The sequence below is a fragment of the Streptomyces pathocidini genome, assembly GCF_001418495.1.
Taxonomy (GTDB): domain Bacteria; phylum Actinomycetota; class Actinomycetes; order Streptomycetales; family Streptomycetaceae; genus Streptomyces; species Streptomyces pathocidini.
In genome coordinates this window covers 22,331-46,714 of the sequence record NZ_LIQY01000001.1, presented here as the reverse complement: position 1 = coordinate 46,714, position 24,384 = coordinate 22,331, and the positions used below count along the sequence as shown (strand labels likewise).

Here is a 24,384-nt window from a genome sequence, read left to right as displayed (position 1 = left end):
GTCGGGCGTCGGCGGCCGGCCGCCTGGCCGGCCGCTGCCGCGGTCAGAACCTGATGTCCCCGATCATGCCGGCGACATTCGTGGTCAATTCGCTGATTGTGGGAGCTATGGACGAACTCGCCAGATAGAACCCCAGCAACATGCAGACCACCGCATGTCCGGCCTTCAGTCCTGCTTTCTTGATCATCAGGATGACGATGATCGCCAGCAGCACCACCATGGAGATGGACAGGGCCACCGCGGTTCACCTCCTCAGACGCGCGGCAGAGCCAACGGAACGTACGGACGACTCAACTCGTGCATGACCAGTGCACTGATCCCGACCAGCGCCCCATGGGCTTCCTACCCACCATGCGCAACTGATCATAACTACGGGCCTGTTGAGCATGGATCGGTGCACGGAAGCAGACCAGGGGCGCACGCCCCGCCGGGTGCCCTGCGGGCGGCTGGGGACGGTTCGGCACCGCCGGGCTTCGGCGCAGGGGTTGAGCGCCGTCGCGGCGGGAGTTTTTCGCGGACGGTGGGCGGGGCCCGCCTGGGCAGGCGGCGGCCACTCACGTCCCGATGCCCCGTGAACGCCCTGCGGGCGGGCTGGGGATTGCCTTCCGGCCAGCTGAGAGCAGTTCGGCACCGCCGAGCTCCACCACGGGCGTTGAGCACGGCCGCGGCGGGAGGATTCTCGCGGACGGTCCGCCGCCCTGCTCAGCGAGGGTTCAAGTGGCCGTGCCGCGGGACCCTGCGGGCGGCTGGGGGTGTTCGGCACCGCCGGGCTTCGACATGGGGGTTGAGCGCCGTCGCGGCGGGAGATCTTGCCCGGAATCGAAGTCGCTGTGCGCGAGATGGGGGCGTTGTCAGTGAGGGCGCATAGGGTCGGGGTATGGATGGCGAGGTTTCGTTTCCGCGGCAGTTCGCGCGTACGCAGCGGTTCACGCTGGGGGCGCCGCGTGGGTTCAGTGTGGCGCCGGACGGGGGGCGCGTCGTTTTCCTGCGGTCGCGCGGGGGGACCGAGCGGGCCAACCTTCTGTGGGTGTGCGAGCCGGGCTCCGGGGAGGAGCGGATCGCGGCCGATCCGGAGGTGCTGCTCGGCGGCGCCTCCGAGGAGCTGTCCGCAGAGGAGCGGGCGCGGCGCGAGCGGAGCCGGGAGGGCTCCGCGGGGATCGTCGGCTACGCGGTGGACGACGCCGTCGAGTTGGCCGCCTTCGCGCTGTCCGGGCGGCTGTTCACGGCCGAGCTGCGGGCCGGTACGGCGCGCGAACTGGCCGTGCCCGGGCCGGTGGTTGACCCCCGGCCCTCGCCGGACGGGCGCCATGTCGCCTACGTCGCGGATGGGGCCCTGCGCGTCGTCGGGGCGGACGGTGGCGGTGACCGGATCGTCGCCGGGCCCAGCGCCGCGAGCGACGGGGCCGATGTGACCTACGGGCTCGCCGAGTTCGTCGCCGCCGAGGAGATGGACCGGGCGCGGGGGTTCTGGTGGGGCCCGGGGAGCGACCGGCTGCTCGTCGCGCGCGTGGACGAGGCGCCCGTGCGGCGGTGGTGGATCGCCGATCCGGCGCACCCCGAGCGCGGACCGCAGGAGGTCGCGTACCCGGCCGCGGGGACGGACAACGCCGAGGTGCGGCTGCTCCTCGTCGGGCTCGACGGGGCGCGGACCGAGGTCGAGTGGGACCGCAAGCGGTACCCGTACCTCGCGCGCGTGCACTGGTCGGCCGCGGGCCCGCCGCTGCTGCTCGTCCAGGCACGGGACCAGCGCAGCGCGCTCTATCTGACCGTGGACACCGCCACCGGCCGGACCCGGACCCTGCATGTGGACGAGGACCCGGTGTGGCTGGAACTGTTCCCCGGCGTGCCCGCCTGGACGCCGGGCGGGCAGCTCGTGCGGATCGCCGACGAGGGCGGCGCGCGCGTGCTGGTCGTGGGCGACCGCCCGCTGACCGGGCCCCAGTTGCACGTGCGGGCCGTTCTGGACATGTCGGATTCGGACATCCTCGTCTCCGCCTCGGCGGGACCGGAGGCCGAGGATCCGGAGACCGGCGAGATCCATGTGCACCGCGTCAACGAGCTGGGCACCGAGCGCTTCTCGGAAGGCCGAGGCGTCCACTCGGCCGTGCGCTCCGGCGGGGTCTGCGTGGTGTCCTCGGCGTCCCTGGAGAGCAGTGGGGCGACCGTACGCGTCCTGGCGAACGGCAAGCCGGTGGCCGGCGTCGCCTCGTACGCGCAGCGGCCGGTGCTGTCGGCCCGCCCGCGGCTGACCGAGGCGGGCGCGCGCCGCATCCCGTGCGCCGTGCTGCTGCCCACCGGCTACGAGGCGGGCGACGGCCCGCTGCCGGTCCTGATGGACCCGTACGGCGGCCCGCACGGGCAGCGCGTGGTGGCGGCCCACAACCCGTACCTCACCTCGCAGTGGTTCGCCGACCAGGGCTTCGCGGTGGTCGTGGCCGATGGCCGCGGCACGCCGGGCCGCTCCCCCGCGTGGGAGAAGGCCGTCGCGGGCGACTTCGCGGGCGCGACGCTCGACGACCAGGTGGCGGCGCTCCAGGCGCTGGCCGCGACCGGGGACCACCCGCTGGACCTCTCCCGGGTCGCCATCCGCGGCTGGTCGTACGGCGGTTACCTGGCCGCGCTCGCGGTGCTGCGCCGCCCGGACGTCTTCCACGCGGGCGTGGCGGGGGCACCGGTCACGGACTGGCGGCTGTACGACACCCACTACACGGAGCGGTACCTCGGGCTTCCGGAGGACGGCGACACCTACGCCGCCAACTCCCTTGTCACGGACGAGGGGTTGTCCGGGGCCGTCGAGCCCGCCCGGCCGCTGATGATCGTCCACGGGATGGCCGACGACAACGTGGTCGCCGCGCACACCCTGCGGCTGTCCTCCGCCCTGCTCGCGGCGGGCCACCCGCACGAGGTGCTGCCGCTGTCCGGGGTCACGCACATGACCCCGCAGGAGCAGGTGACCGAGAACCTACTCCTCCTCCAAGTCGCCTTCCTCAAACGCTCCTTGGGCATGAAGTAGCAACCCCGGCCCGGGCCGGCCCCCGCCGGAACGTAAACCGCCCCGGACCGGAGCAGACCGGCCCGGCGCCAGGCGGGCCCGGTCAGTCCCTGCCCGCCAGTGCCTCCGCGGCAATGCGCCAGATTTCCGCGGCCAGGTCCGCGTTCATCCGCCTCCGCGGCGACCAGGGCGAGGAGCACAGCCGCGAGCTCCTGGGTCGGCAGGTCGTGGGCGCGGGCGACGGCAAGGGCGTCGATCCCGTACCGCACCGCCTGGTTGGCGTCGCCGAGTCCGCGGGTGCGCCGGGAAACAAGATGATCGTCCAGGCCGCCGAGGGCTGATCCGAGACCGCCGGTCTCCGGGCAGGACCGGCCCCAGGGCTGATGCGAACCGGCTGGGGGCGGCCTCGCAGCCACCCTCAGCCGGCCCTACGGCACCCGCACGGCCGTACGCAGTTCAGCGTGGCGCGTCCGTATATCGGTGCTGCGTCAGTCAAGTTGCGTACGCGTTAACGAAGTTGGTCGGCATAAATCCCCTATGCCGGACTAGTTGTTGAGCTGTCAAGCACGTACGGAGTTCAATCTGCGAAATCTTCGCTCAAGCTTCTCAGTCTCCACAGGTCACAGCCGTCTTCCCCCTTGACGCACGTTGCGTCGCTCGTCAGAGTTCCGCTCAATCAGCGAGCGCTGTCCGCCGCTGTCGATGTGTCAAATACTTTTCGTCGCGGGGGCAAGGAACCGATGACCAGTCCAACTCAAGCCGCCGGCACCTCCACGGACGCGGCCATGGTTCCCGAATCCCTCACGGAGGCCGCCCGGGAGGACACGTCCCAGGAGGGGCTGTCGCCCGGCAGGCTCATGTGGCTGCGGTTCCGGCGCGACCGGGTGGGCGTGATCTCCGCGTGTGCGGTGTTCGCCTACTTCGCCGTGGCCGCGCTGGCCCCGGTGATCTCCTGGCTCTACGGCAAGGACCCGTACACGCTCTACGCCCAGGACCCTAACTACCCGGGCCTGCTGAACGACTTCGCGATGCCCGCGGCCCCCTTCGGCGGGGTCTCCGCCGACTTCTGGTTCGGCGTCGAGCCCAACGTGGGCCGCGACGTGTTCACGATGCTGATCTACGGGATGCGGACCTCGCTGTTCATGGCGCTCGCGGTCACCTTGACCACGGTGCTCACCGGCGTCGTCATCGGCATGGTCGGCGGCTACTTCGGCGGCCGGGTCGACTACTGGCTGGGCCGCGTCACCGACTTCTTCCTGTCCTTCCCCAACCAGCTGTTCTTCATCGCCTTCATGCCGGTGGTGACCGCGCTCTTCGTCTCCCCCAAGGACGAGACGCCCGCGTACCTCCGCGCCGTGGTGATCATCCTGGTGCTCTGGTTCCTGGGCTGGATGGCCATGGCCCGCCTGGTGCGCTCCTCCGTACTCGGCCTGCGTGAGCGGGAGTTCGTGGAGGCGGCCAAGGTGTCGGGGGCCTCGCCCTGGCGGATCGTCCGCAAGGAGATCCTGCCGAACATCGTCACCCCGATCCTGGTGCAGAGCACCTACATGCTGCCCAGCAACATCCTGACCATCGCCTTCCTCTCCTTCGTCGGCGTCGGCTTCGTGGAGCCGACGCCGGACTGGGGGCGGATGTTCGCCACCGCCGCCGACATCTACGAGCAGGATCCGGCGTTCATGTTCTTCCCCGGCGTCGCCCTGTTCGTCTTCGTCCTGGCCTTCAACCTCCTGGGCGACTCGGTGCGGGACGCGTTCGACCCCAAGACCGGACGGTGACCGTCCATTGGTGGGGGGTGGCTGCCGCCCCCGCACCGGGAGACCGGATGCGTCAGGCAGCACTCATGGATAACAACCGACAGGTAGGTGCACACGCATCATGAAGACCGACCGATCGCGCCAGACGCGCGCCATAGTGGTCGCCCTCGCCGCCGGCGCCCTCGTGCTGACCGGCTGCTCCGGCAGCGGCGGCGACACCACGGACAAGTCCGCCAAGCGCAAGGACGCCGCCAGACAGCAGGAGCCGGTCAAGTACGCGGACGAGGCCGCCTCGACCGGCCCCGCCGCCCCGGTGGCCGGGGCCGAGGAGGGCGGGGTGATCACCGGCTATATGCAGTCGGACTTCTCCCACCTCGACCCGGGCCAGATCTACGTCAGCGACGCCAACCAGCTCGGCAACCTGATCCACCGCGGCCTGACTAACTTCCACTCGGACAAGGACGGCAACCTCAGCATCGTCGGTGACATCGCCACCGACTCGGGGCAGTCCTCCGACGGCGGCAAGACCTGGACGTTCAAGATCAAGAAGGGCGTCAAGGACGAGGACGGCAACGTCATCACGTCCAAGGACGTCCGCCACAGCATCGAGCGGACCTACGCGAAGTTCATCTTCGACGGCCCGAACTACGTCCAGACCTGGCTCTCCGGCGACGACTACCGCAAGGCGCTGCCGGATGGCCCGTACAAGGGCAAGCACCTGCCGGACTCGGTCCTGGAGACCCCGGACGACTCCACGGTGGTCTTCCACTTCAAGCAGGCCCGCCCGGACCTCCCGCAGGCCCTGGCGATGCCCGGCTACTCGATCGTGCCCGAGAAGCAGGACACCAAGGAGAAGTACGACAAGGCGCCCGCCGCCCTCGGCCCGTACAAGATCTCCGAGTTCAAGCCCGGCAAGTCCATGACGCTGGTGCGCAACACCAACTGGGACCCGAAGACCGACTCGGTCCGCCACCAGTACGTGGACGGCTACAACTTCCCGCTGACCGTCAGCATCCCCAGCCAGACCAAGCGGCTGCTGGCCGACCAGGGCGAGGCCAAGAACGCCCTGCAGTTCATCGACATGGTGGACACCGCGCAGATGTCGTCCGTGGTGACGGACAAGAAGGCCTACGCGCGGACCGTGCGCGGCTACCAGCCCTACGTCTGGCAGATGTGCTTCAACCTCGACAGCTCCGAGATGAAGGACAAGAAGATCCGGGACGCGATCACGTACGCGATCCCGAGCGCCTCCATGGTCCAGGCGGACGGCGGCAAGTACGGCGGTGAGGTCGCCGGCGGCCTGCTGGCCCCGACCCTGCCGGGCTTCGACCCCTCCTACGACCCGTTCGGCAAGGTCAAGAAGCCGGCCGGCGACCTGGAGAAAGCCAAGCAGCTGCTGAAGGAGGCGGGCGTCAAGGAGGGCACCAAGCTCACCTACGCGTACTCCAACACCCCGCGCGGGCAGAAGCAGATGGTCATCGTCACCGACGTGCTCAAGAAGCTCGGCTTCGACCCCCAGGCCAAGGAGATCGACCGCGCCACCTTCTACGAGCAGATCGGCAAGCTCGACAACCCGTTCGACCTCTACATGACCGGCTGGGGCCAGGACTGGCCGTCGCCGTCCACCGTCATCACCCCGGTCTACGACGGCGACCTGGTCGGCGACGGCAGCCCGAACTACTCGCACATCAACGACGAGACGGTCAACAAGGGCATCGACGAGGCCACCGCGCTGGAGCCCGAGGCGGCCGCGAAGAAGTGGGAGGAGATCCACCACCGCATCGTGGAGGAGATCAACCCCTGCGCCCCGGTCTACTACTCCAAGACGATCCAGCTGTACGGCTCCCGCATCGGCGGCGCTCGCTACAACATGGAGGCCAGCAACATCGACATCAACGACGTGTTCATCAAGAACCCGTAACCCGTCAGTGCGGCCAGTCCGCGGGAGTGCGCGCCAGGCGGAGCGCACCCCGCGGACCCGCACGCCTCACGACAACTCCCCGCCTCACCAAGAGAGCAGCCGCCCGCCATGCTTCCGTTTCTGATCCGCAGGTTGTCCGGCGCCGTCGTCATCATGTTCCTGATCGGCGCGTTCACGTTCTTCCTGTTCTACTCGATCCCCCAGGACTTCGCCGAGCTCGCCTGCGGCAAGAACTGCAGCCCCCAGAACATCGCCGTGATCCGCGAGAACCTGGGCCTCGACCAACCCATCGCCGCCCAGTTCCGGGACTTCATGATGGGCATCGTGGCCGGGCGCGACTTCCCGCAGGGCCACTGCCCCGCGCCCTGCCTGGGCGTCTCCTTCGCCAGCGGCGACATGGTCTGGGACTCGATCATCGACCGGTTCCCGCTGACCCTGTCGCTGACCCTCGGCGGCCTGGTGGTCTTCCTGGTGGTCGGTCTCGGCGCCGGTCTGATCGCCGCCTGGAAGCGCGGCACCGCCGTCGACAAGGCGCTCAGCGGCGCCTCCATCGTCCTGAGCTCATTCCAGATCTACCTGCTCGGCCCGATCGTGCTCGGTCTGCTGGTCTACAGCACGGGCCTGATGGAGAACCCCAAGTACGTCTCGCCCTTCGACAGTCCGGGCGGCTGGTTCCTCGGGATGCTGATCCCCTGGGTGGTCATGGCGACGATCTTCACCGCCCAGTACACCCGCATGTCGCGCTCGACGATGATCGAGCAGCTCCAGGAGGAGCACGTCCGCACCGCGCGCGCCAAGGGCATGTCCCGGGGTTACGTGTTCTTCCGCTACGCCTGGCGCGGCTCACTGATCCCCATCGTCACCATCATCGGCATCGACCTCAGCTCCCTGCTCTCGGGCGCGGTGGTCACCGAGTTCACCTTCGACCTGGCGGGCCTCGGCCGGCTCGCGGTGGAGTCCTCGGTGAACAAGGACATCCCGCTGACGATGGGCGTGATGATGTTCGGCGCCTTCTTCATCCTGATGCTGAACATCATCGTGGACCTCGCCTACGCCTTCATCGACCCGCGCGTGCGGCTGTCCTAGGAGACCGACCGTGACCACACTCACCAAGACCGAGGGCGCGGGCAGCGCCCCGACCGGGTCGGACCCCTTCCTCTCCGTGCGCGACCTGTACGTCCGGTTCTCCACCGAGGACGGCACCGTCAAGGCCGTGGACGGCCTCTCGTTCGACCTGGAGCGCGGCAGGACGCTGGGCATCGTCGGCGAGTCGGGCTCCGGCAAGTCGGTGACCAACCTGACCGTGCTGGGCCTGCACAACCCCAAGACCACCCAGATCGCCGGGGAGATCGTCCTCGACGGCCAGGAGCTCATCGGGGCCCGCGAGCGCACGCTGGAGACGCTGCGCGGCAACAAGATGGCGATGATCTTCCAGGATCCGCTGACCGCGCTCTCCCCGTACTACACGGTGGGCCGCCAGATCGCCGAGCCGTACCGCAAGCACCGGGGCGTCTCCCGGCGCGAGGCGCACCTGCGGGCGGTGGAGATGCTGGCGAAGGTCGGTATCCCGCAGCCCAAGCTGCGGGTCAACGACTACCCGCACCAGTTCTCCGGCGGTATGCGCCAACGCGCCATGATCGCCATGGCGTTGGCCTGCGACCCGGACCTGCTGATCGCCGACGAGCCGACCACCGCGCTCGACGTGACCGTGCAGGCCCAGATCCTGGACCTGCTCAAGGACCTCCAGCAGGAGTTCGGCTCCGCGATCGTCTTCATCACCCACGACCTGGGCGTCATCTCCACCATGGCCGACGACCTGCTGGTGATGTACGCGGGCCGGGCCGTGGAGCGCGGCAGCGTCGGCGAAGTACTCCGCAGCCCCCAGCACCCGTACACCTGGGGCCTGTTGAGCTCGATGCCGCGGCTGGGCTCCGACGTGGACAAGGCGCTCACGCCCATCCCGGGTTCCCCGCCGTCCCTGCTGAACCCACCGTCCGGCTGCCCGTTCCACCCGCGCTGCGCCTTCCCCGAGCAGGTGGGCGGCGGTCGGTGCGCGACCGAGCGCCCGGCGCTGCCCGAGGGGCGGGGCGCGGCCTGCCATCTGACGGCCGAGCAGCAGCGGACCGTCTTCATCGACCAGATCAAACCCCGGCTGGGCTAGGGAGATTCCGAGAACATGAGCGAGAACCCCACCCTCTCCCCGGAGCGGCAGGACCCGCCGGACGCAGTGGGCGAGACGCTGCTCAGCGTCGAGGGCCTGACCAAGCACTTCCCGATCTACGGCGGCTTCCCCTTCAAGCGGAAGGTCGGCGCCGTCCAGGCGGTGGACGGGGTCGACCTGACCGTGCGGGCGGGCGAGAGCATCGGCCTGGTCGGCGAGTCGGGCTGCGGCAAGTCGACCACGGGCCGGCTGATCACCCGGCTGATGCAGCCGACCAGCGGCCGGATCACGTACGCGGGCCAGGACATCACCCGGGCCAACCGCAGGCAGCTCGCGCCGATCCGCTCCGAGATCCAGATGATCTTCCAGGATCCGTACTCGTCGCTGAACCCGCGGCAGACCGTCGGCACCATCATCAAGAGCCCGATGGAGGTCAACGGGATCAACCCGCCCGGCGGCCGCGAGAAGCGGGTGCGCGAGCTGCTGGAGACCGTCGGCCTCAACCCCGAGCACTACAACCGCTTCCCGCACGAGTTCTCCGGCGGTCAGCGCCAGCGCATCGGCGTGGCCCGCGCGCTGGCGCTGGAGCCCAAGCTGATCGTGGCGGACGAGCCGGTCTCGGCGCTGGACGTGTCCATCCAGGCGCAGGTGGTCAACCTGCTGCAGAAGGTCCGGGAAGAGCTGGGCATCGCGTTCCTGTTCATCGCCCACGACCTGGCCATCGTCAGGCACTTCTCCCAGCGTGTGGCGGTGATGTACCTCGGCAAGGTGGTGGAGATCGGCGACCGCGACTCGATCTACAACCGGCCCCGCCACCCGTACACCCACGCCCTGCTCTCCGCCGTGCCCGAGGTGGAGCTGGCCGAGGAGACGGAGGGCCGTGAGCGTATCCGGCTGGCAGGCGACGTGCCCTCGCCGGTCAACCCGCCCTCGGGCTGCCGGTTCCGTACGCGGTGCTGGAAGGCCCAGGACAAGTGCGCGACGCAGGAGCCGCCGCTCGTGCGCATCGGGGGCAACCGGGAAGGGCACCTGACGGCATGCCACTTCCCCGAGGAACCGACGATCGCGGCCCGCGACGAGGACGTGGTCCTCGACCCCGCGCTGGCCGCGCTCGAGGAGGCGACTGACACCCATTGACCCGAGTTCAGCGCCTCCGCTCGGGTCGGAACCCGTGTCCGCGACACCCCCGTTTCACTCCGCGGACGCGGGTTCCGACATGTCCTGGGGCAGGGCCTCCGCGAAGTGGCAGGCCGAATCGTGGACCACGGGCCCTTCCGCGTGGCGGAACCCGGCCGGGACCACCAGCTGCGGCACCTCCTGCGCGCACTTGTCCTGCGCCTTCCAGCAGCGCGTACGGAACCGGCAGCCCGACGGCGGGTTCGCGGGGGACGGGACATCGCCCGCCAGAATGATCCGTTCCCGGCCCTCCCGCGCCTCCGGGTCGGGGACGGGCACGGCGGAGAGCAGGGCCTGGGTGTACGGGTGGGTGGGGTAGTCGTAGATCTGCTCGTCCGTGCCGATCTCGGCGAACCGGCCCAGATACATCACCCCCACCCGGTCCGAGATGTGCCGGACCACGGACAGGTCGTGGGCGATGAAGACATACGAGAGCCCGAACTCGTCCTGGAGCCGCTCCAGCAGGTTGACCACCTGCGCCTGCACCGAGACATCGAGCGCCGAGACCGGCTCGTCGCAGATGATGATCTCGGGGTTCAGCGCCAACCCCCGTGCGATCCCGATCCGTTGGCGCTGGCCACCCGAGAACTGGTGCGGGTAGCGGTTGATGTACTCCGGATTCAGGCCCACCACATCCAGCAGTTCCTGGACCCGCCGCCTCCGGTCCCCCTTCGGCGCCACCTCCGGATGGATGTCAAAAGGCTCACCGACGATGTCCCCGACCGTCATCCGCGGATTCAACGACGTGTACGGATCCTGGAACACCATCTGAATATTCCGCCGCACCGCCTTCAACGCCCGCCCCGACAACCGCGTAATGTCCTCGCCCTTGTAGAGGATGCGGCCGGAGGTGGGCCGCTCCAGGTGGACCAGCATCTTCGCCAGCGTCGACTTGCCGCAGCCCGACTCCCCCACGATGCCCAGCGTCTCGCCGCGCCGCAGGTCGAAGGAGACGGTGTCCACGGCCCGTACGGCCCCGATCTTCCTGCGGAAGACGACGCCGCGGGTCAGCGGGTAGAGCTTCGCCAAGTCCCGGACTTCCAGGATCGGTTCCCCGGTGGGCCTGGCTTCGGTCGCTTCAGGAGGCATTCAGCTCGTCCTTCCAGAAGTGGCAGGCGCCGGCGCGGCCGGGCAGCTCCGTGCCGTCGTTCTCGGTGACCGGGAAGAGCGGCGGCCGGTCGGTGACGCACACGTCCTGGGCCCGGGGGCAGCGCGGGTGGAAGGGGCAGCCGGGCGGGATCGCCATGAGGTTGGGCGGCAGGCCCTTGATCGCGTACAGCTCCTGCCCCTTGCGGTCCAACCGCGGGATGGAGTCCAGCAGGCCTCGGGTGTACGGGTGGGCGGGGCGCTTGTAGAGCTCGTGGACCGGGGCCGTCTCCACGATCCGCCCCGCGTACATCACCGCGATCTTGTCGGCCACATCCGCCACCACACCCAGATCGTGCGTGATCAGAATCAGACCCATGGTGAACTCCCGCTGCAACTCCGCGAGAAGATCCATCACCTGGGCCTGGACGGTGACGTCCAGCGCCGTCGTCGGCTCATCCGCAATGATCAGATCCGGCTCCAGAGCAAGCGCCATCGCAATCATGATCCGCTGCCGCATACCCCCCGAGAACTGATGCGGGTAATCGTTCACCCGCTCCTTCGCCGCCGGAATCCGCACCCGGTCCATCAGCTCCACGGCCTTCACCCGGGCGTCCTTGCGGGACATGCCCTCGTGGACCTGGAACATCTCGCCCAGCTGGGCGCCGACCGTGTGCACCGGGTTCAGCGAGGACAGCGCGTCCTGGAAGATCATCGCCATCTTGGCGCCGCGCACCCGCCGCCGCTCCTCCTTGGACAGGGTCAGCAGGTCACGCCCCTGGAACAGGACCTGGCCGCCCGTCACATGGCCCGGCGGGCTGTCGAGGATGCCCATGATCGCCTGCGCGGTCACCGACTTGCCCGAACCGGACTCCCCCAGCACGGCCAGCGTCTCCCCCGCCCCGACGCCGTAGCTCACCCCGTTCACGGCCTTCGCCACACCGTCCCGCGTACGGAACTCCACATGCAGATCGCGGACTTCGAGCAGAGCACTCACCTGACGGCTCCTCAGCGCAGCTTGGGGTCGAGGGCGTCGCGCACCGCGTCGCCGAGCATGATGAAGGCCAGCACCGTGAGGCTCAGCGCACCCGCGGGCCACAGCAGCATGTGCGGCGCGTTGCGGATCTGCGGGGCGGCGTTGGAGATGTCGATGCCCCACGAGACGGTCGGCGGGCGCAGCCCCACACCGAGGTACGAGAGGGTGGCCTCCAGCGAGATGTACGTGCCGAGCGCGATGGTCGCCACCACGATCACCGGCGCGACGGCGTTGGGTGCCACATGGCGCAGCAGCAGCCGCGTGTTGCTCGCGCCGAGCGCGCGGGCGGCCTGCACGTAGTCGTTCTGCTTGGCGGTGATGACCGAGCCGCGGGCGATGCGGGAGATCTGCGGCCAGCCCAGCAGCACGATGAAGCCGACCACCGGCCACACCGTCGTCGAGGTGATCACCGAGAGGAACACCAGGCCGCCGAGGACGACCGGGATGCCGAAGAAGATGTCGGCGGTACGGGAGAGCAGCGCGTCGCCCCAGCGGCCGAAGAACCCGGCGAGCCCGCCCAGCAGGCTGCCCAGCAGCGCGGCCCCCAGCGTGGCGCAGACGCCGACGGTGACCGAGGCGCGGGCACCGTACACGGTGCGGGTGTAGACGTCGCAGCCCTGGGTGTCGTAGCCGAAGGGGTGGCCGGGCTGCGAACCCTCCTGGGACTTGGCCAGGTTGCAGGAGAGCGGGTCGCCGCTCGCGATGAGCCCGGGCCAGATGGCGATCAGCACCAGGAAGACGATCAGCAGCCCGGAGGCGATGAAGACGGGGTTGCGGCGCAACTCCCGCCAGGCGTCGGACCACAGGCTGCGCGGCTTTGCCCCGGGCCCGCCCGGGGGACCGCCCGGGATCGTGCCGGTGCCGGGCGGCCGCTCCAGCGTCTCGGCCTCGCTCACGGCGAGGTCCATCGCGCCGCCGGCGCCGGTGGGGGCGATGGTGTTCCCCGGTCCGCGCTGAAGCGGCCCCTGCTGGAGCGGTTGAAGGTCGTCAGGCATAGCGGATCCTCGGGTCGAGCACGGCGTAGAGGAGGTCGACGAGCAGGTTCGCCAGCAGGAAGACGATGACGAGGACCGTCACGAAGCCCACGACCGTCGGGGAGTTGTTCCGCAGGATGCCCTGGTAGAGCTGGTAGCCGACGCCGTGGATGTTGAAGATCCGCTCGGTGACGATCGCCCCGCCCATCAGCGCCCCGATGTCGGTGCCAATGAAGGTGATCACGGGGATGAGCGAGTTCCGCAGCAGGTGGCGGGTGATGACCCGGTGGCGCGGCAGGCCCTTGGCGACGGCGGTGCGCACGTAGTCCGCCCGGACGTTCTCGGCGATGGACGTCCGCGTCAGCCGTGTCACGTAGGCCAGCGAGACCAGGGCGAGGACGGCGCCGGGCAGGAGCAGTTCGTTCAGCGGGGCGGCGGGTGAGACCGACGGCCTGATGAGGCCCCACTCGACGCCGAAGAGGTACTGGAGGAGGTAGCCGGTCACGAAGGTCGGCACCGAGATGACGACGAGGGTCAGGAACAGCACTCCGGTGTCGGTGGCCCGCCCGCGCCGCAGCCCGCCGATGACGCCGAGGGTGATGCCGAAGATCAGCTCGATGACGATGGCGACGAGGGTCAGCCGCAGCGTCACCGGCCAGGCCTCGGCCATCAGGTCCAGGACGGGCTGGCCGTTGAAGGCGGTGCCGAAGTTGCCCTGGAAGATCTGGCCCATGTAGTGCAGGTACTGCGTCCACAGCGGCCGGTCGAGGTACAGCTCGCGGCGGATCCGCGCGGCGGTGGCCGGGTCGGGCGCCCGGTCGCCGAAGAGGGCCGCGACCGGGTCGCCCAGCGCGTACACCATGAAGAAGATCAGGAAGGTGGTCCCGATGAACACCGGGACCATCTGGAGGAGCCTGCGGAGCACATAGCGGCCCATGGGGTCAGCTGACCTTGATCTGCTCGTAGACGGGCACGCTGAACGGGTTGAGGGTCACGTCCGAGAGCCGCTCCGAGTAGCCCGCGCTGCCGTTCTGGTACCAGAGCGGGATGGCGGGCATCTGCTCGGCGAGGATCTTCTCGCCGTCCTGGAAGGTGGAGACGGCCCTGCCGGTGTCGGTCTCGGCGTTGGCCTCGTTGACGAGCCGGTCGAAGTCCTTGTTGCTCCACTTCCCGTCGTTGGACGAGGCGTTGGTGTAGTAGAGCGGCTGGAGGAAGTTCTGGATCAGCGGGTAGTCCATCTGCCAGCCCGCCCGGAACGGGCCGGTCATCCGGTGCCCGGTGATGCGGTTGCGGTAGTCGGCGAAGGTGCCGACCGGATCGACCGTGCAGGCCCGTTCGTTGCCGAGGGCGTTGTTGATGCTGTTGCAGACGGCGTCCATCCACTCCCGGTGCGAGCCGGTGTCGACGTTGGAGGTGAGCGTGACCTTCCCGCCGGGCAGCCCGCCGCCCTCCTTGATCAGCTTCTTGGCCGCGGCCGGGTCGTAGTCGCAGGCGTCCCCGCACAGCCCGGACTTGTAGCCGCCGTCCTTGCCCAGGACCGGGGAGGTCCAGTCGGTGGCCGGGGTGCGGGTCTTCTGGAAGATCTGCCGGGTGATCTGCTCGCGGTCGATGGCCCGCGAGAGCCCGATGCGCAGCTTCTCCTTCCCCGCGCCCCAGTTCTTGTCGTAGTAGGGGAAGGCGAGGGTCTGGAGGATGCCGGCGGGCTGGTTGATGTACCGCTCGCCCAGGTCCTTCGGGGCGTTCTTCAGCTGCGCGGCCGGGATGTCGTCGGCGAGGTCGAGGTTGCCGGACTGGAGGTCGGTGTACGCGGTGTTGTTGTCCGTGTAGACCTTCAGGTCCACGCCGCCGTTGCGCGCCTTGTCCGGACCCGGGTAGTCCTCCCACTTCCGCAGCCGCATCTCCGAGCCCTTGGCGTACGAGTCGATGGTGTACGGGCCGTTGCCGACGGGCTTGTCGAGCCACGCGTCGTGGTCGTCGAAGAAGGACCGGGGCAGCGGGGCGTAGGCCGCGTAGCCGAGGGTCTCGGGCCAGGTGGAGAACTTCTGGGTGAGCTTGACGGTGAACGTGCGGTCGTCCTTCACCGTCAGCCCGGAGAGGGTCTTGGCGGTGGGGTTGCCGGAGGAGGGGTGCACCTTGTCGTAGCCGTCGATGTACTCGAAGAAGTAGGCGTTCTTCTGCTTGTTGTCGAGCAGGGCACCGTAGTTCCAGGCGTCCACGAAGGACCGGGCGGTGACCTTCTCGCCGTTGCTGAAGGTCCAGCCGTCCTTGACGGTGACGGTGTAGTTCTGCGAGTCGTCACTCTCGATCCGCTCGGCGAGCATGTCCTTGGCCTCGCCGGTCTTCGGGTCGTACTCCTTGAGCCCGCGGAAGATCATCGACAGGACCTTGCCGCCCTGCACCTCGTTGGTGTTGGCCGGCTCCAGCGGGTTCTGCGGGTCGCCCCAGGAGGAACTCAGCACGGCCGAGGTGTCGCTTGCGCCGCCCCCGCCGCAGGCGGTGGCCGTCGCCGCGAGGACGGTGACGGCGGCCGCGGCCCATGTGACTCCACGCATGGTGTTTCCTCCTAGAACAGGCTCAACTGACTCCGCACGCTGCGGCATCCGGCGCCTCCGTCGGAGCGGTACGCGCGGAGGGGCGCCGAGAACCCCCCGGATGCCCGAACGGCCGGTCCCTCCCAGGGGGCACGGGGCGTACGGGTTGTCGGGCGGGGCCGGTCGCCGAGACCTACGGGCGGTGGGCTCCTCGGCCGGTCGGACGCCCCGCCCAGCGGGCGCCCCCCGGTGCGGCGGTGGCGGCGCGGTGGGAGGCGCGCGGTCGGCGGCTCGCCGAAGGGCCGCGCGGTACGCCTCCTGGGGCGGTCGGGAGTCCCGGCCGCGTAGATCAGTGCACCCCGGGGCAGGCGGGGTGCACGCGGCGCACGCCGGCGTCACCGATTCGGCGCAACCGCGGTCGGCGAACCCACCAGCTTTTCCTTCCGGCACTCTCTTCAGGCGTTCCCTTCCGGCGTTCTCCTCCGACTTCGAGGCACATTGCATATGGCGGGGGATCTTGCCCCGGGAATGCGGCGGCGGGAACCCTGTGGCTTCATGGGATGCGGGCACATTTGGGGGCACCCCGGCGTTTCAGGCATCCGGCGTTTCAGGCATCCGGCGTTTCAGGCATCCGGCGAGAGGAACAGACCATGGCTGGGCACAAGTCCCCCTCAGCAGATTTCACGAGCGCGGAACTGAATTCGCTGCGAGCGATACGGCGATCGCACGGGAACAACCGAGAAGCGGCCGACGCGGTGCGGGAGTCGATACAGCAGAGGGTGGATGCCGTTCTGCGGGCCCGAGGCCGGAGCCCCCGAGACGCGAGTTCCCGAGGCCGGAGCGCCCAAGACCGGAGTTCCCAAGGCGGGAGTTCCCGAGGGCGAGACGGAGGAGCTGTCCCGGCATCGGTCGCAGCGCCCCCGACACCCGCCACCATTTCGGCCAACTCCTATGTCTGGGGCTACAACTTCGTCCTCCCGAATGCGGCCGTTGCGTCCCTGCAGGACGGCGGAAACTTCCCTGAGCTCCTCGGCGCGATCCCACCGGAACTCGAGCCCGTCAGCCAGGTGGTGGAGGCCTACCTGGAGGATGACCTGGCCTCTGTCCGAGCCGTGGACGAAGGTGCGGGCGTGTATCTCACCGCCACTTGGACAGCTCCCGAGGTGCTGGTTCCGACGGCGGTGGGCTGGGAATTCATCACCAGCTGGCTGCCGGACTCCGGCGGCAGCAGCCTGGTACTCGACGTCGCAGGAGCCTCGACCGAGCCGGGCACACCGCTTCACATCTGGACGTACAAGTCCTCCGACAACGCGGATCAGCAGTGGACTTACGCCAGCGACGGCTGGATCATCAACGCCGAGAGCGGGCTGTACGTGGAAATCGCCGACTCCGATCCGAGCGACGGAGCCACGATCCAGATCAACCATTTCACCGGCGCCCCCAACCAGTCGTGGTCGATCTGCGGCGACGGCTTCATCCGGAGCCGGATGAACGGGAATGTCCTCGACGTCTCCGGCGGCTCGAACAGCCCCGGCACTCCGATCATCTCGTACCACCCCAAATACCCGCCCACCCAAAGCCCCGGAAATCAGGGCTGGACAACGAACTTCGCCCCCAGCCTGTCGTGCAACGGCCTGGTGACGGTCATCTCCAACGACACGCCCAACGAACTACTCATCACGCTGAGTCCGTCCGACGGAACGCTGCTGACCTACCCCGACTCCCCCGTACAACTCGTCCCACCGAACTCGGTCGGGACGTACGTGTCGACCTACAACACCGACAACGAAGTAACTTTCGCGATCCTCGATCTCGCCATCTCGCCCACGAATCCCGTCGTGTCTTTCGAGGTCCACCAGCACTACTGCCTGTACGAAGCCGGAACGGTCTGGGCCGACACCTATTACATGGGAAACGGCTACACCCTGAACTGCCAGCCGAACGACTGGTACGGGGGCGCGTATTCCCATGTTCCCGGCATCATCGTCGCCTCGATTACGGGCGGTTGACCACCCGTCGCCTCGATTACGGGCGGTTGACCACCCGTCGCCTCGGTGACAGGCGGTTAACCACTCCCGAACCGCCGACGACCCCGGAACCCCTACTTCCACTAAGAGAGCTACCAGATGATCACCACTTAAAGGGGCAAAACAGCCTGGATTCACGCATGTTGAGGTACTGGCATTCATATTCGTTTCCTCTTCGCCCAATTGGCGCATCACTCCCGGTGACACGCACGCCGAGCGGTACGCCCGGCTCCTACCCCCGGGCCGACCACCGGACCAGCGTTCCCGGCGAGGCAGTTGCGCGCAGCGACCCCTCCCCCGGACCAAATCCGACAGGGCAGCGAGAGAGGGAAGCGATCATGACGGACATCACGGAGATCGTCGCGACCATCCGCACGGGCAGTGGTCTGGGTGCGCAGACCGATGACTGGGTCTACCTCGGCATCGCCGGCCGGGAGTTCCTCCTGAACACCGCCGCCGACGACTTCGAGGACGGCGACACCAACGTGTTCGTCATCGGCACCGGCAGCAACGTCACGCCGGCCAACTTGAACGACCCCACAAGTCCGCAGCTCACCATCGCCGACCTCGACCTCTTCCCCGTGTACCTCCGGCTGGCCAGTAACAACGAATGGCTCCTGGACGAGGCCACCGTCACCGTCAACAACACCCACGTCTTCGAGAACCCGGCCCTGACAGGCAGTGCCGCCAACCAGCAGATCTGGCTGGCCAGGAACGCCGGCACCATGTGGTACCTACGGCGGACCGCCGGCACCCCCCAGCCCGGACCGCCGTCGAACAGCACGCTGGGCGGACACGTCGTACGCGGCACCATCAACGAGAACGGCTCCGTCCACGCCGGCAGCGGCAACTTCCAGATCAACGTTGTGGGCGCCGGCCAGTACCGCATCACGTTCACGACCCCCTTCCCGGCCCCTCCGAGCGCCACGGCCACCATCTGGGGCGACTGGCTCTACATGCAGGACGCCGTCCACATCGCCGGCATCGACCAGACAGGCGTGACCATCTTCACCAGCGACAGCAACTTCAGCCGCGCCAACCGACCCTTCAACTTCATCGCCATCGGCTGAACGGACGCCCCGCCTCACGGAGGGAGTGCCGTTGGGGGTCGGGGGGGACAGCCCCATCAGCTACACAGCAAACGCTGAAGGGCCCTTCTCAAGGGGGGTTGGGCCCTTATCCGTTGCTCTCAGGTAGCGGCGGGCTTGCCCTCGGCGTAGAGCCAGGTTTCGAAGAGCTCGGTCAGGTCCTTGCCCGACTTCTGCTCGCACAGGGCGATGAACTGCCCGGTGTCGGCGTTCCCGTGCCGGTGCTGCCGGGTCCAGGTCCGCAGGATCGTGAAGAAGGTCTTGTCTCCGACGGCCTGGCGCACCTTGTGCAGCACCATCGCGCCGCGCCCGTAGACGGGCGAGTCGGAGACACGGGCGGCGCTGGGCGGGTCGGCCGGGGGGAAATCCCAGATGCCGTCGCTCTCCGCGTGGGTGCCGTCGTAGAAGGACTCGAAGGTCTCCTGGACCGTCCTGCCGCCCTGCTCCTCTTCCCAGAGCCACTCGGCATAGTTGGCGAACCCCTCGTTCAGCCACATGTCCTTCCACTCGCGTGGGGTGACCGAGTTGCCGAACCACTGGTGGGCCAACTCGTGGACCAGCAGGCTCTCTTCGGGCGCCGAGTCGAAGTACGGCTTGGTCTGGGTCTCCAGAGCGTAGCCGAGATCCGGGAGGTGGTCGACGACGGCACCCGTTGAGGAGAAGGGATAGGGACCGAAGCGCTCACTCGCCCATGCGACGATCTCGGGCACCAGGTCGGCCACGTCCGCGGCTTCTTCGGCCTCGTCGGGGTCCACCGCGATATGGACCGGCAGGCCGTCGTCGGTGCGGTCCTTGATGATCTCGAAGTATCCGACGGAGATGTTCGCGAGGTAGCTCGCCATCGGTTCCCTGCTGCGCCAGTGGCTGCCGACGCGGTCGCCCTTGTCTTCCTCCTCCACCAACTCCCCGTTGCTCAAAACGTCGTACGGGTCGCCGTCCTCGTCCTTGGGCACGGTGATCCGGATGTCGTAGGCAGCCTTGTCCGAGGGGTGGTGGTTGCCGGGGAACCACGTCATGGAACCGGCCGGCTGGCCCAGGGCGGTTGAGCCGTCGTCGGTCTCGATCCAGCCCTCCACGGATCCGTCGGCGTCCTCGATCATGCGCGGCGTGCCGGAGTACGCCACGGTGGCCTGGAAGGTTTCGCCGTCCTCGACCGTCTTCGCGGGCGTCAGCGTCAGCTCGTTCTCCTCGCGCGCGAAACGGGCGCCCGTTCCGTTCACCCTGGCACCACGCACCTTCAGCCCGGCGAAGTCGAGGTTGAAGCGCGCCAGGTTCTGGGTGGCCCGCGCGGTGATGATCGCGGTGCCGCTGAGGTGGTTGGTCTCGGGTACGTAATGCAGCGTCAGGTCGTAGTGGGCCACGTCGTAGCCGCCGTTGCCGAGCGCGGGGAAGAGGCGGTCGCCCGCTCCGGCCGCGCCGATCCTCGCGCGCGCCCCGGCCTCGGTGTGCGGTGCGGGATCGCTGCATGCGGTGCCCATGGCCACGACAAGCGCCAGGGCCGGAGCCCAGCGCGACGAGCGGGGAACCCAGGACCAGCGAGGAAAGACGGCACTGTCCTTGCTGGGGTCCACTGCCTGCTCTCCGTCCGGTCGCGGTGTGCCGCGTCCTGGTAGAGGGCCCTTCGCGCCACGAGGTTGCCGCGATCCCGGCACCTGTTCGCCTCCGCGGGCCATGGCCGGGCACCCCCTGCGGTCTCGGCTGGGGCGGCGTACCGACGCTCCTGCAGACGGCCGTCGGGCAGGCGGGCGGCGGCCAGGCCGACGCGGCGCAGGCCATGCTCGTCACCCTGTGGAACATGGCCATGGCCGGTGGCGGCATCGCCGGAGGCGTGCTGCTCGACGCGCTCGGCGCTACCGCGTTCCCCTGGAGCGTGCTCGCCCTGCTGGTGCCGGTGCTGCTCGCCGTGCTCGGCGCCCGCACCCACAGCTTCCCTCGGACAACCGGACTGTGATGCGTTGCACAACGACCCTCCGGTGATCGATCGTAGGCAGTCGACCCGGCGGAGGGCACGATTCCGAAGCCACCGATTCGGTCCCAACCGACCGGGAAGTGGCGGGAGTTGAGGACGAACATGACCAGGACATGACCGCGGCATGGCGTACTGATCTCCGCAGGACGAGGGCATCCGTACAGAAAAAGGGGAGGAACACCCTCATGAGTGCTGGCAAGACTGTGCCGTGGTGGGCGAAGGCGGCGGGCGGCGCGGTTCTGGTGGCCGTCGCGCTGGTGGCGGCGGTGCGCCTCAGCCTGCTGCCGTCGCTCGACGACGTGCTGGGCGAGAAGGAGCGCGACCGCTCGGGCCCCGCGCTGCTGGAGTCCATCCAGGACATCAGCCGCTACGAGGCGGCCACGGGCAACTTCCAGGTCGTCGTGGACCTGGAGAAGGACACCAAGTACGTGCCGGACTCGCTCCGCGGTACGAGGACGCTGTACGTCGGCGCCGGCACCGTGGACGCGTACGTCGACATGGGCGGCCTCGCCAAGGAGGACGTCACGGTCAACGAGGCCCGGACCGCCGCCAGCATCAAGCTCCCGCACGCGGCCCTCGGCAAACCGGCCCTCGACCCGGACCGGTCCTACACCGTCTCGAAGCAGCGCGGCATCTTCGACCGGCTCGGCGACTTCTTCTCCGACAACCCCAACAACGAACAGGCGGTCCAGAAACTGGCCACGAAGCACATAGCGTCCGCGGCCAAGGACAGCCGCCTGACGACGACGGCCGAGCAGAACACGACGCGGATGCTGGAGGGCCTCCTACGCTCCCTCGGCTTCACGAACATCCGGGTCACGTACGGCGCGTGAGGTGCCGGGGCCGGACCGGCAAGGGCGCTGCCTAACGGGCTCCGGACGGTCCGGCCCGCCGCTCACCGTCCGGCGCCCCCTCGCCGCCGTGACAAACGCGGCGAAGGCGGCCCGCCGGAACGTGAGCACATGCACAGTGATCGTCAGAGCGGTACCAGAGCGCCGCGGGAAGGCCTCATCAGCGATCGTGTCCTTCGCGCCAGTCAGGTGGCGGTGAACCGTCCTCTCCTCCAAAGCCAGCGGCTACTCCGCCGTCAAAGAGGCCGACTCGTGCTGAGCTTGAGCGACGTGTAGCTGCACTCGCATGAGAAAATAAGCGTCTACGCTCGCGGGGAGGGGCGCGACCAAGAATAACTTCCCACTCAGCCAGCAGAGTTGCCGACCCATACCCGGGTCGGCAGTCACCTCAGCGTGGCGTCCAGATGCTGCTGCACCGGCTCGTAGAGCCCGTAGGGCACGTACTCGGGGATGTCGGCGTGCGCCACCCACGCGAGTTCGGCCAGCTCGTCGGTGTCCGCGACGTAGGCCGTCCCGCCCGCGACCTCGCAGGCGGTGTACGACATCAGCCGGCCCGTCTTCGGGTGGACCCGCTCGCCAAGGAGCTTGACGGCGGCCACGTCCAGGCCGGTCTCTTCCTTGGTTTCGCGTACGGCGGCGTCTTCGCGTGTCTCGCCTGGTTCGACCTCGCCGGCGGGGAACTGCCAGGAGAGCTGGCCCTCGCTGACACGGCGCCGCACCATGAGCACGCGGCTCTCGTGGACGACGATCGCCGCGGCGATGCCCGGTCGCTCGTTTGCGTTCTGCTGCGTCACGTCTGTTCCTCCAGCACGGCGAGAATGGGCGGGAAGATCGTATCGGTGGGGATGAAGCGGGTCACTGCGTTCCTGGGGACCCACATCACGTCGATGTTCTCGACGGTGTCGGTGTTCTTGGCCTCACCTGCGAGGTACTCGCAGAGGAAGTACTCGCACAGCACACCGGTTACCGGGTGGAGCCGGTTGCCGAGGTGCTGCCGGACCGCGCAGTGGACGCCTGTCTCGTCGAGTGTCTCCCGCACCGTGGTGGTCTCCGCCTTGCCGCCGGGCTTGATCACACCGGCGGGGAACTGCCAGGTGATGCCGGTCGCGTCGTCGTCGCGGCGGCAGACCAACAGCACCTTGTGATCCCGGACGACCACGGCGATGGCCACGCGGAGCGCTTGGGCGCCAACCGGTGGAGCAATCTCCGGGGTCCGCTCGGCGGCGACGAGGAGTGCGAAGCGCTGTCTCGCTGCCTCCGGGGCCTGCTCGTGGATGGTGTCGAGGAGCTGCTGCATCTCCCGGCGGGGTACGACGGCCGCGTCGGAGTGCCAGGTGGCTACGGTCCGCACAGCGATGCCCAGACGGGCGGCGAACTGTTCGTTGGTGAAGCGCAGAGCGGATTGCAGCAGGCAGGCGTAGCGGCCACTCCACAGCTCGATCACGTCCACGAGGCTGCCCCTCCGTCATCGCTCGCGGTGCAGGAACCTGCGCGCCGAAGGTGCACTCCCACTGCACTGGCGCTACATAGTGGTGCGGATTGGGCTCCGGAAGAATCGGAGTCACCAGGGCAAGGAATCACCCGGTGAACTGCTCAGCCCTTGGGAGTCCAGTGCGTGGCGCGAGAGCGTCAGTCGACCACAGAGGAGATCTTAGATGCGACGCACCAACAGGTAACACTGGATGGGAAGTTGGCTCATCTGGGCCCTGTCCCGTTGGCCAATTTCATCACCGTCAGCATTTCGCCCGTCCGAGGCGTTGCCCGTACGTCCGAACCGCCATGTCAGCGCCGGTAACCTCAGCAGGTGACGGCTGAGAACCCGTCATGTCCGGTTGTTAGAAAGGCGAAAGGGAGCCAATGCCCAAGGATCAGGCACACACCGTCGAGCGCACGCTCGTTCTACTCAAGCCCGATGCGCTGGCGCGTGGCCTGGCGGGAAGGATCATCTCGCGGTTCGAGGACGCCGCGCTGAAGATCGTCGGCACCAAGATGAAGTGGATGGACGAGGAGTTCACCCGCCGCCACTACTTCGACCTGGAGGAGCGGCTGGGCTCGGAGGTCTACGGCGTCACTGCCACCTTCATGCAGCAAGGGCCTGTCATCGCCTTGGTGCTGGAGGGCTATGACGCCATCGCCACCGTCCGAAAGATCGTGGGCAGCACGTATCCGAACGAGGCTCCGGCCGGCACGGTGCGCGGGGACCTGTCGCACTACAGCTCTGCCGCCAGCATCGCCACGGGCAAGGCGGTAGCGAACCTCGTTCATGCCTCCGGCAACGCGGAGGAGGCCAAGCAGGAGGTGGAGCTGTGGTTCGACAAGGACGAGCTGCAGGACTACAAGACGCTGGCCGAGATCTACACCTACTAGAGGTGACTTACGGCGTCACTGCGGGGGCGCCGACGCGTTGATCACCACTACGCACGACCGTCTGACCTGAGAGGGCACCATGACCAACCAGACCCGCATGGCCTCCGCCGAGGAACTGGAGTCGATCTTCCAGCGAGAGCTGGTAACCGACCGATGGGCGGCCACAGAGACCGCGTACGCCCTGGCGGTGCGCCACCGTGACCTGGGCGACTGGCCCAAGTCGCGTGAATGGGTCCAGCAGTGCCTCCGCCTCCTGGAGGGCTTTCCCAGCGACACGGAGGAACAGGTCGCTACCAGCCGCACCTCGGTGGGCGGCGTCTCTATTCCGACCTACCTGCACTCGGGCGTCGTCCAGGACCGCTTCGGCGACCTCGGGTGACACCACAGATGCACATCGGGTGATGTGGCCGGCGCCTGGAACCGGCCGCGTCACCCGCCTCTGACCACCAAT

Annotated in this window: 21 protein-coding genes and 1 pseudogene; 13 read left to right on the top strand and 9 right to left on the bottom strand. The window is 68.5% G+C overall.

Annotated elements, in window-relative coordinates; translation table 11 throughout:
- Positions 1 to 43: 43 nt before the first annotated feature.
- Entirely contained in the window at positions 44 to 238 is a 195-nt protein-coding gene (locus AOK16_RS00210; protein WP_055470134.1) for a DUF2304 family protein, read from the bottom strand.
- Positions 239 to 877: 639 nt separating this feature from the next.
- Here AOK16_RS00210 and AOK16_RS00205 point away from each other — a divergent pair.
- From AOK16_RS00205 to AOK16_RS00175, 7 genes are all read left to right on the top strand, one after another.
- Positions 878 to 3,013, top strand: a complete 2,136-nt coding sequence (locus AOK16_RS00205; RefSeq protein ID WP_055470133.1) for a prolyl oligopeptidase family serine peptidase — start codon at positions 878 to 880, stop codon at positions 3,011 to 3,013.
- A gap of 113 nt (positions 3,014 to 3,126) precedes the next feature.
- Positions 3,127 to 3,333 carry a hypothetical protein gene (locus AOK16_RS00200; protein WP_055470132.1) on the top strand — a complete coding sequence of 69 codons (207 nt, stop codon included), beginning with the start codon at positions 3,127 to 3,129 and terminating at the stop codon, positions 3,331 to 3,333.
- A gap of 444 nt (positions 3,334 to 3,777) precedes the next feature.
- A complete protein-coding gene (locus tag AOK16_RS00195; RefSeq protein WP_398718156.1) occupies positions 3,778 to 4,767 on the top strand; it encodes an ABC transporter permease in 990 nt (329 codons plus the stop codon).
- A gap of 100 nt (positions 4,768 to 4,867) precedes the next feature.
- Complete coding sequence (locus AOK16_RS00190; RefSeq protein ID WP_055470130.1) at positions 4,868 to 6,667, top strand: ABC transporter substrate-binding protein; 1,800 nt, start codon at positions 4,868 to 4,870, stop codon at positions 6,665 to 6,667.
- 108 nt (positions 6,668 to 6,775) lie between these two features.
- Positions 6,776 to 7,753, top strand: coding sequence for an ABC transporter permease (locus tag AOK16_RS00185; protein WP_055470129.1), 978 nt, complete (start codon positions 6,776 to 6,778; stop codon positions 7,751 to 7,753).
- A gap of 10 nt (positions 7,754 to 7,763) precedes the next feature.
- Entirely contained in the window at positions 7,764 to 8,828 is a 1,065-nt protein-coding gene (locus AOK16_RS00180; RefSeq protein WP_055470128.1) for an ABC transporter ATP-binding protein, read from the top strand.
- A gap of 15 nt (positions 8,829 to 8,843) precedes the next feature.
- The gene (locus AOK16_RS00175) at positions 8,844 to 9,965 is read left to right on the top strand and encodes an ABC transporter ATP-binding protein (protein WP_055470127.1); all 1,122 of its coding nucleotides are present in this window, start codon (positions 8,844 to 8,846) and stop codon (positions 9,963 to 9,965) included.
- 54 nt (positions 9,966 to 10,019) lie between these two features.
- On the opposite strand, the gene AOK16_RS00170 is transcribed toward AOK16_RS00175, so the two are convergent.
- Genes AOK16_RS00170 through AOK16_RS00150 form a run of 5 tightly spaced genes read right to left on the bottom strand, consistent with a single transcriptional unit; the run spans position 10,020 to position 15,652 of the window.
- Positions 10,020 to 11,093 carry an ABC transporter ATP-binding protein gene (locus AOK16_RS00170; RefSeq protein WP_055470126.1) on the bottom strand — a complete coding sequence of 358 codons (1,074 nt, stop codon included), beginning with the start codon at positions 11,091 to 11,093 and terminating at the stop codon, positions 10,020 to 10,022.
- The gene (locus AOK16_RS00165) at positions 11,083 to 12,087 is read right to left on the bottom strand and encodes an ABC transporter ATP-binding protein (protein ID WP_276202459.1); all 1,005 of its coding nucleotides are present in this window, start codon (positions 12,085 to 12,087) and stop codon (positions 11,083 to 11,085) included. Before AOK16_RS00165 ends, AOK16_RS00170 begins: the two co-directional genes overlap by 11 nt.
- An 11-nt stretch (positions 12,088 to 12,098) precedes the next feature.
- Positions 12,099 to 13,121, bottom strand: a complete 1,023-nt coding sequence (locus AOK16_RS00160) for an ABC transporter permease (protein ID WP_055470125.1) — start codon at positions 13,119 to 13,121, stop codon at positions 12,099 to 12,101.
- Entirely contained in the window at positions 13,114 to 14,037 is a 924-nt protein-coding gene (locus AOK16_RS00155; RefSeq protein ID WP_055470124.1) for an ABC transporter permease, read from the bottom strand. The genes AOK16_RS00160 and AOK16_RS00155 overlap by 8 nt, the downstream gene beginning before the upstream one ends.
- A gap of 4 nt (positions 14,038 to 14,041) precedes the next feature.
- Positions 14,042 to 15,652 carry a peptide ABC transporter substrate-binding protein gene (locus tag AOK16_RS00150; RefSeq protein ID WP_055470123.1) on the bottom strand — a complete coding sequence of 537 codons (1,611 nt, stop codon included), beginning with the start codon at positions 15,650 to 15,652 and terminating at the stop codon, positions 14,042 to 14,044.
- Positions 15,653 to 16,698: 1,046 nt separating this feature from the next.
- On the opposite strand from AOK16_RS00150, the gene AOK16_RS00145 reads away from it, so the two are divergent.
- Both AOK16_RS00145 and AOK16_RS00140 read left to right on the top strand, forming a co-directional pair.
- Entirely contained in the window at positions 16,699 to 17,640 is a 942-nt protein-coding gene (locus AOK16_RS00145) for an RICIN domain-containing protein (RefSeq protein ID WP_055470122.1), read from the top strand.
- Between the two features lie 356 nt (positions 17,641 to 17,996).
- Complete coding sequence (locus tag AOK16_RS00140; protein WP_055470121.1) at positions 17,997 to 18,728, top strand: hypothetical protein; 732 nt, start codon at positions 17,997 to 17,999, stop codon at positions 18,726 to 18,728.
- Positions 18,729 to 18,847: 119 nt separating this feature from the next.
- Here the strand turns inward: AOK16_RS00140 and AOK16_RS00135 are convergent, their stop codons facing one another.
- A complete protein-coding gene (locus AOK16_RS00135; protein WP_055470136.1) occupies positions 18,848 to 20,224 on the bottom strand; it encodes a M1 family metallopeptidase in 1,377 nt (458 codons plus the stop codon).
- A gap of 212 nt (positions 20,225 to 20,436) precedes the next feature.
- Between AOK16_RS00135 and AOK16_RS00130 the strand changes: the two are divergent.
- A pseudogene (locus tag AOK16_RS00130) lies at positions 20,437 to 20,697 on the top strand (MFS transporter); the annotation flags it as partial.
- Positions 20,698 to 20,900: 203 nt separating this feature from the next.
- A complete protein-coding gene (locus AOK16_RS00125) occupies positions 20,901 to 21,548 on the top strand; it encodes a DUF4230 domain-containing protein (RefSeq protein WP_107098228.1) in 648 nt (215 codons plus the stop codon).
- A 401-nt stretch (positions 21,549 to 21,949) separates the two neighbouring features.
- On the opposite strand, the gene AOK16_RS00120 is transcribed toward AOK16_RS00125, so the two are convergent.
- Positions 21,950 to 22,360 carry an NUDIX hydrolase gene (locus AOK16_RS00120; RefSeq protein WP_055470118.1) on the bottom strand — a complete coding sequence of 137 codons (411 nt, stop codon included), beginning with the start codon at positions 22,358 to 22,360 and terminating at the stop codon, positions 21,950 to 21,952.
- Complete coding sequence (locus AOK16_RS00115; RefSeq protein WP_055470117.1) at positions 22,357 to 23,016, bottom strand: NUDIX hydrolase; 660 nt, start codon at positions 23,014 to 23,016, stop codon at positions 22,357 to 22,359. Before AOK16_RS00115 ends, AOK16_RS00120 begins: the two co-directional genes overlap by 4 nt.
- A 407-nt stretch (positions 23,017 to 23,423) precedes the next feature.
- Between AOK16_RS00115 and AOK16_RS00110 the strand changes: the two genes are divergently transcribed.
- Together AOK16_RS00110 and AOK16_RS00105 are read left to right on the top strand one after the other, a co-directional pair.
- A complete protein-coding gene (locus AOK16_RS00110; protein ID WP_055470116.1) occupies positions 23,424 to 23,933 on the top strand; it encodes a nucleoside-diphosphate kinase in 510 nt (169 codons plus the stop codon).
- 79 nt (positions 23,934 to 24,012) lie between these two features.
- Complete coding sequence (locus AOK16_RS00105) at positions 24,013 to 24,312, top strand: hypothetical protein (protein WP_055470115.1); 300 nt, start codon at positions 24,013 to 24,015, stop codon at positions 24,310 to 24,312.
- Positions 24,313 to 24,384: the final 72 nt, after the last annotated feature.

What these genes read in the sequence shown, in the direction of transcription:
- AOK16_RS00140 (WP_055470121.1), top strand. Translation starts at nt 17,997, where the DNA reads ATGACGGACATCACGGAGATCGTCGCGACCATCCGCACGGGCAGTGGT.
- AOK16_RS00185 (WP_055470129.1), top strand. Translation starts at nt 6,776, where the DNA reads ATGCTTCCGTTTCTGATCCGCAGGTTGTCCGGCGCCGTCGTCATCATG.
- AOK16_RS00105 (WP_055470115.1), top strand. Translation starts at nt 24,013, where the DNA reads ATGACCAACCAGACCCGCATGGCCTCCGCCGAGGAACTGGAGTCGATC.
- AOK16_RS00170 (WP_055470126.1), bottom strand. Translation starts at nt 11,093, where the DNA reads ATGCCTCCTGAAGCGACCGAAGCCAGGCCCACCGGGGAACCGATCCTG.
- AOK16_RS00200 (WP_055470132.1), top strand. Translation starts at nt 3,127, where the DNA reads ATGCGCCAGATTTCCGCGGCCAGGTCCGCGTTCATCCGCCTCCGCGGC.
- AOK16_RS00160 (WP_055470125.1), bottom strand. Translation starts at nt 13,121, where the DNA reads ATGCCTGACGACCTTCAACCGCTCCAGCAGGGGCCGCTTCAGCGCGGA.
- AOK16_RS00150 (WP_055470123.1), bottom strand. Translation starts at nt 15,652, where the DNA reads ATGCGTGGAGTCACATGGGCCGCGGCCGCCGTCACCGTCCTCGCGGCG.
- AOK16_RS00155 (WP_055470124.1), bottom strand. Translation starts at nt 14,037, where the DNA reads ATGGGCCGCTATGTGCTCCGCAGGCTCCTCCAGATGGTCCCGGTGTTC.
- AOK16_RS00125 (WP_107098228.1), top strand. Translation starts at nt 20,901, where the DNA reads ATGAGTGCTGGCAAGACTGTGCCGTGGTGGGCGAAGGCGGCGGGCGGC.
- AOK16_RS00190 (WP_055470130.1), top strand. Translation starts at nt 4,868, where the DNA reads ATGAAGACCGACCGATCGCGCCAGACGCGCGCCATAGTGGTCGCCCTC.
- AOK16_RS00205 (WP_055470133.1), top strand. Translation starts at nt 878, where the DNA reads ATGGATGGCGAGGTTTCGTTTCCGCGGCAGTTCGCGCGTACGCAGCGG.
- AOK16_RS00195 (WP_398718156.1), top strand. Translation starts at nt 3,778, where the DNA reads ATGGTTCCCGAATCCCTCACGGAGGCCGCCCGGGAGGACACGTCCCAG.
- AOK16_RS00110 (WP_055470116.1), top strand. Translation starts at nt 23,424, where the DNA reads ATGCCCAAGGATCAGGCACACACCGTCGAGCGCACGCTCGTTCTACTC.
- AOK16_RS00135 (WP_055470136.1), bottom strand. Translation starts at nt 20,224, where the DNA reads ATGGGCACCGCATGCAGCGATCCCGCACCGCACACCGAGGCCGGGGCG.
- AOK16_RS00175 (WP_055470127.1), top strand. Translation starts at nt 8,844, where the DNA reads ATGAGCGAGAACCCCACCCTCTCCCCGGAGCGGCAGGACCCGCCGGAC.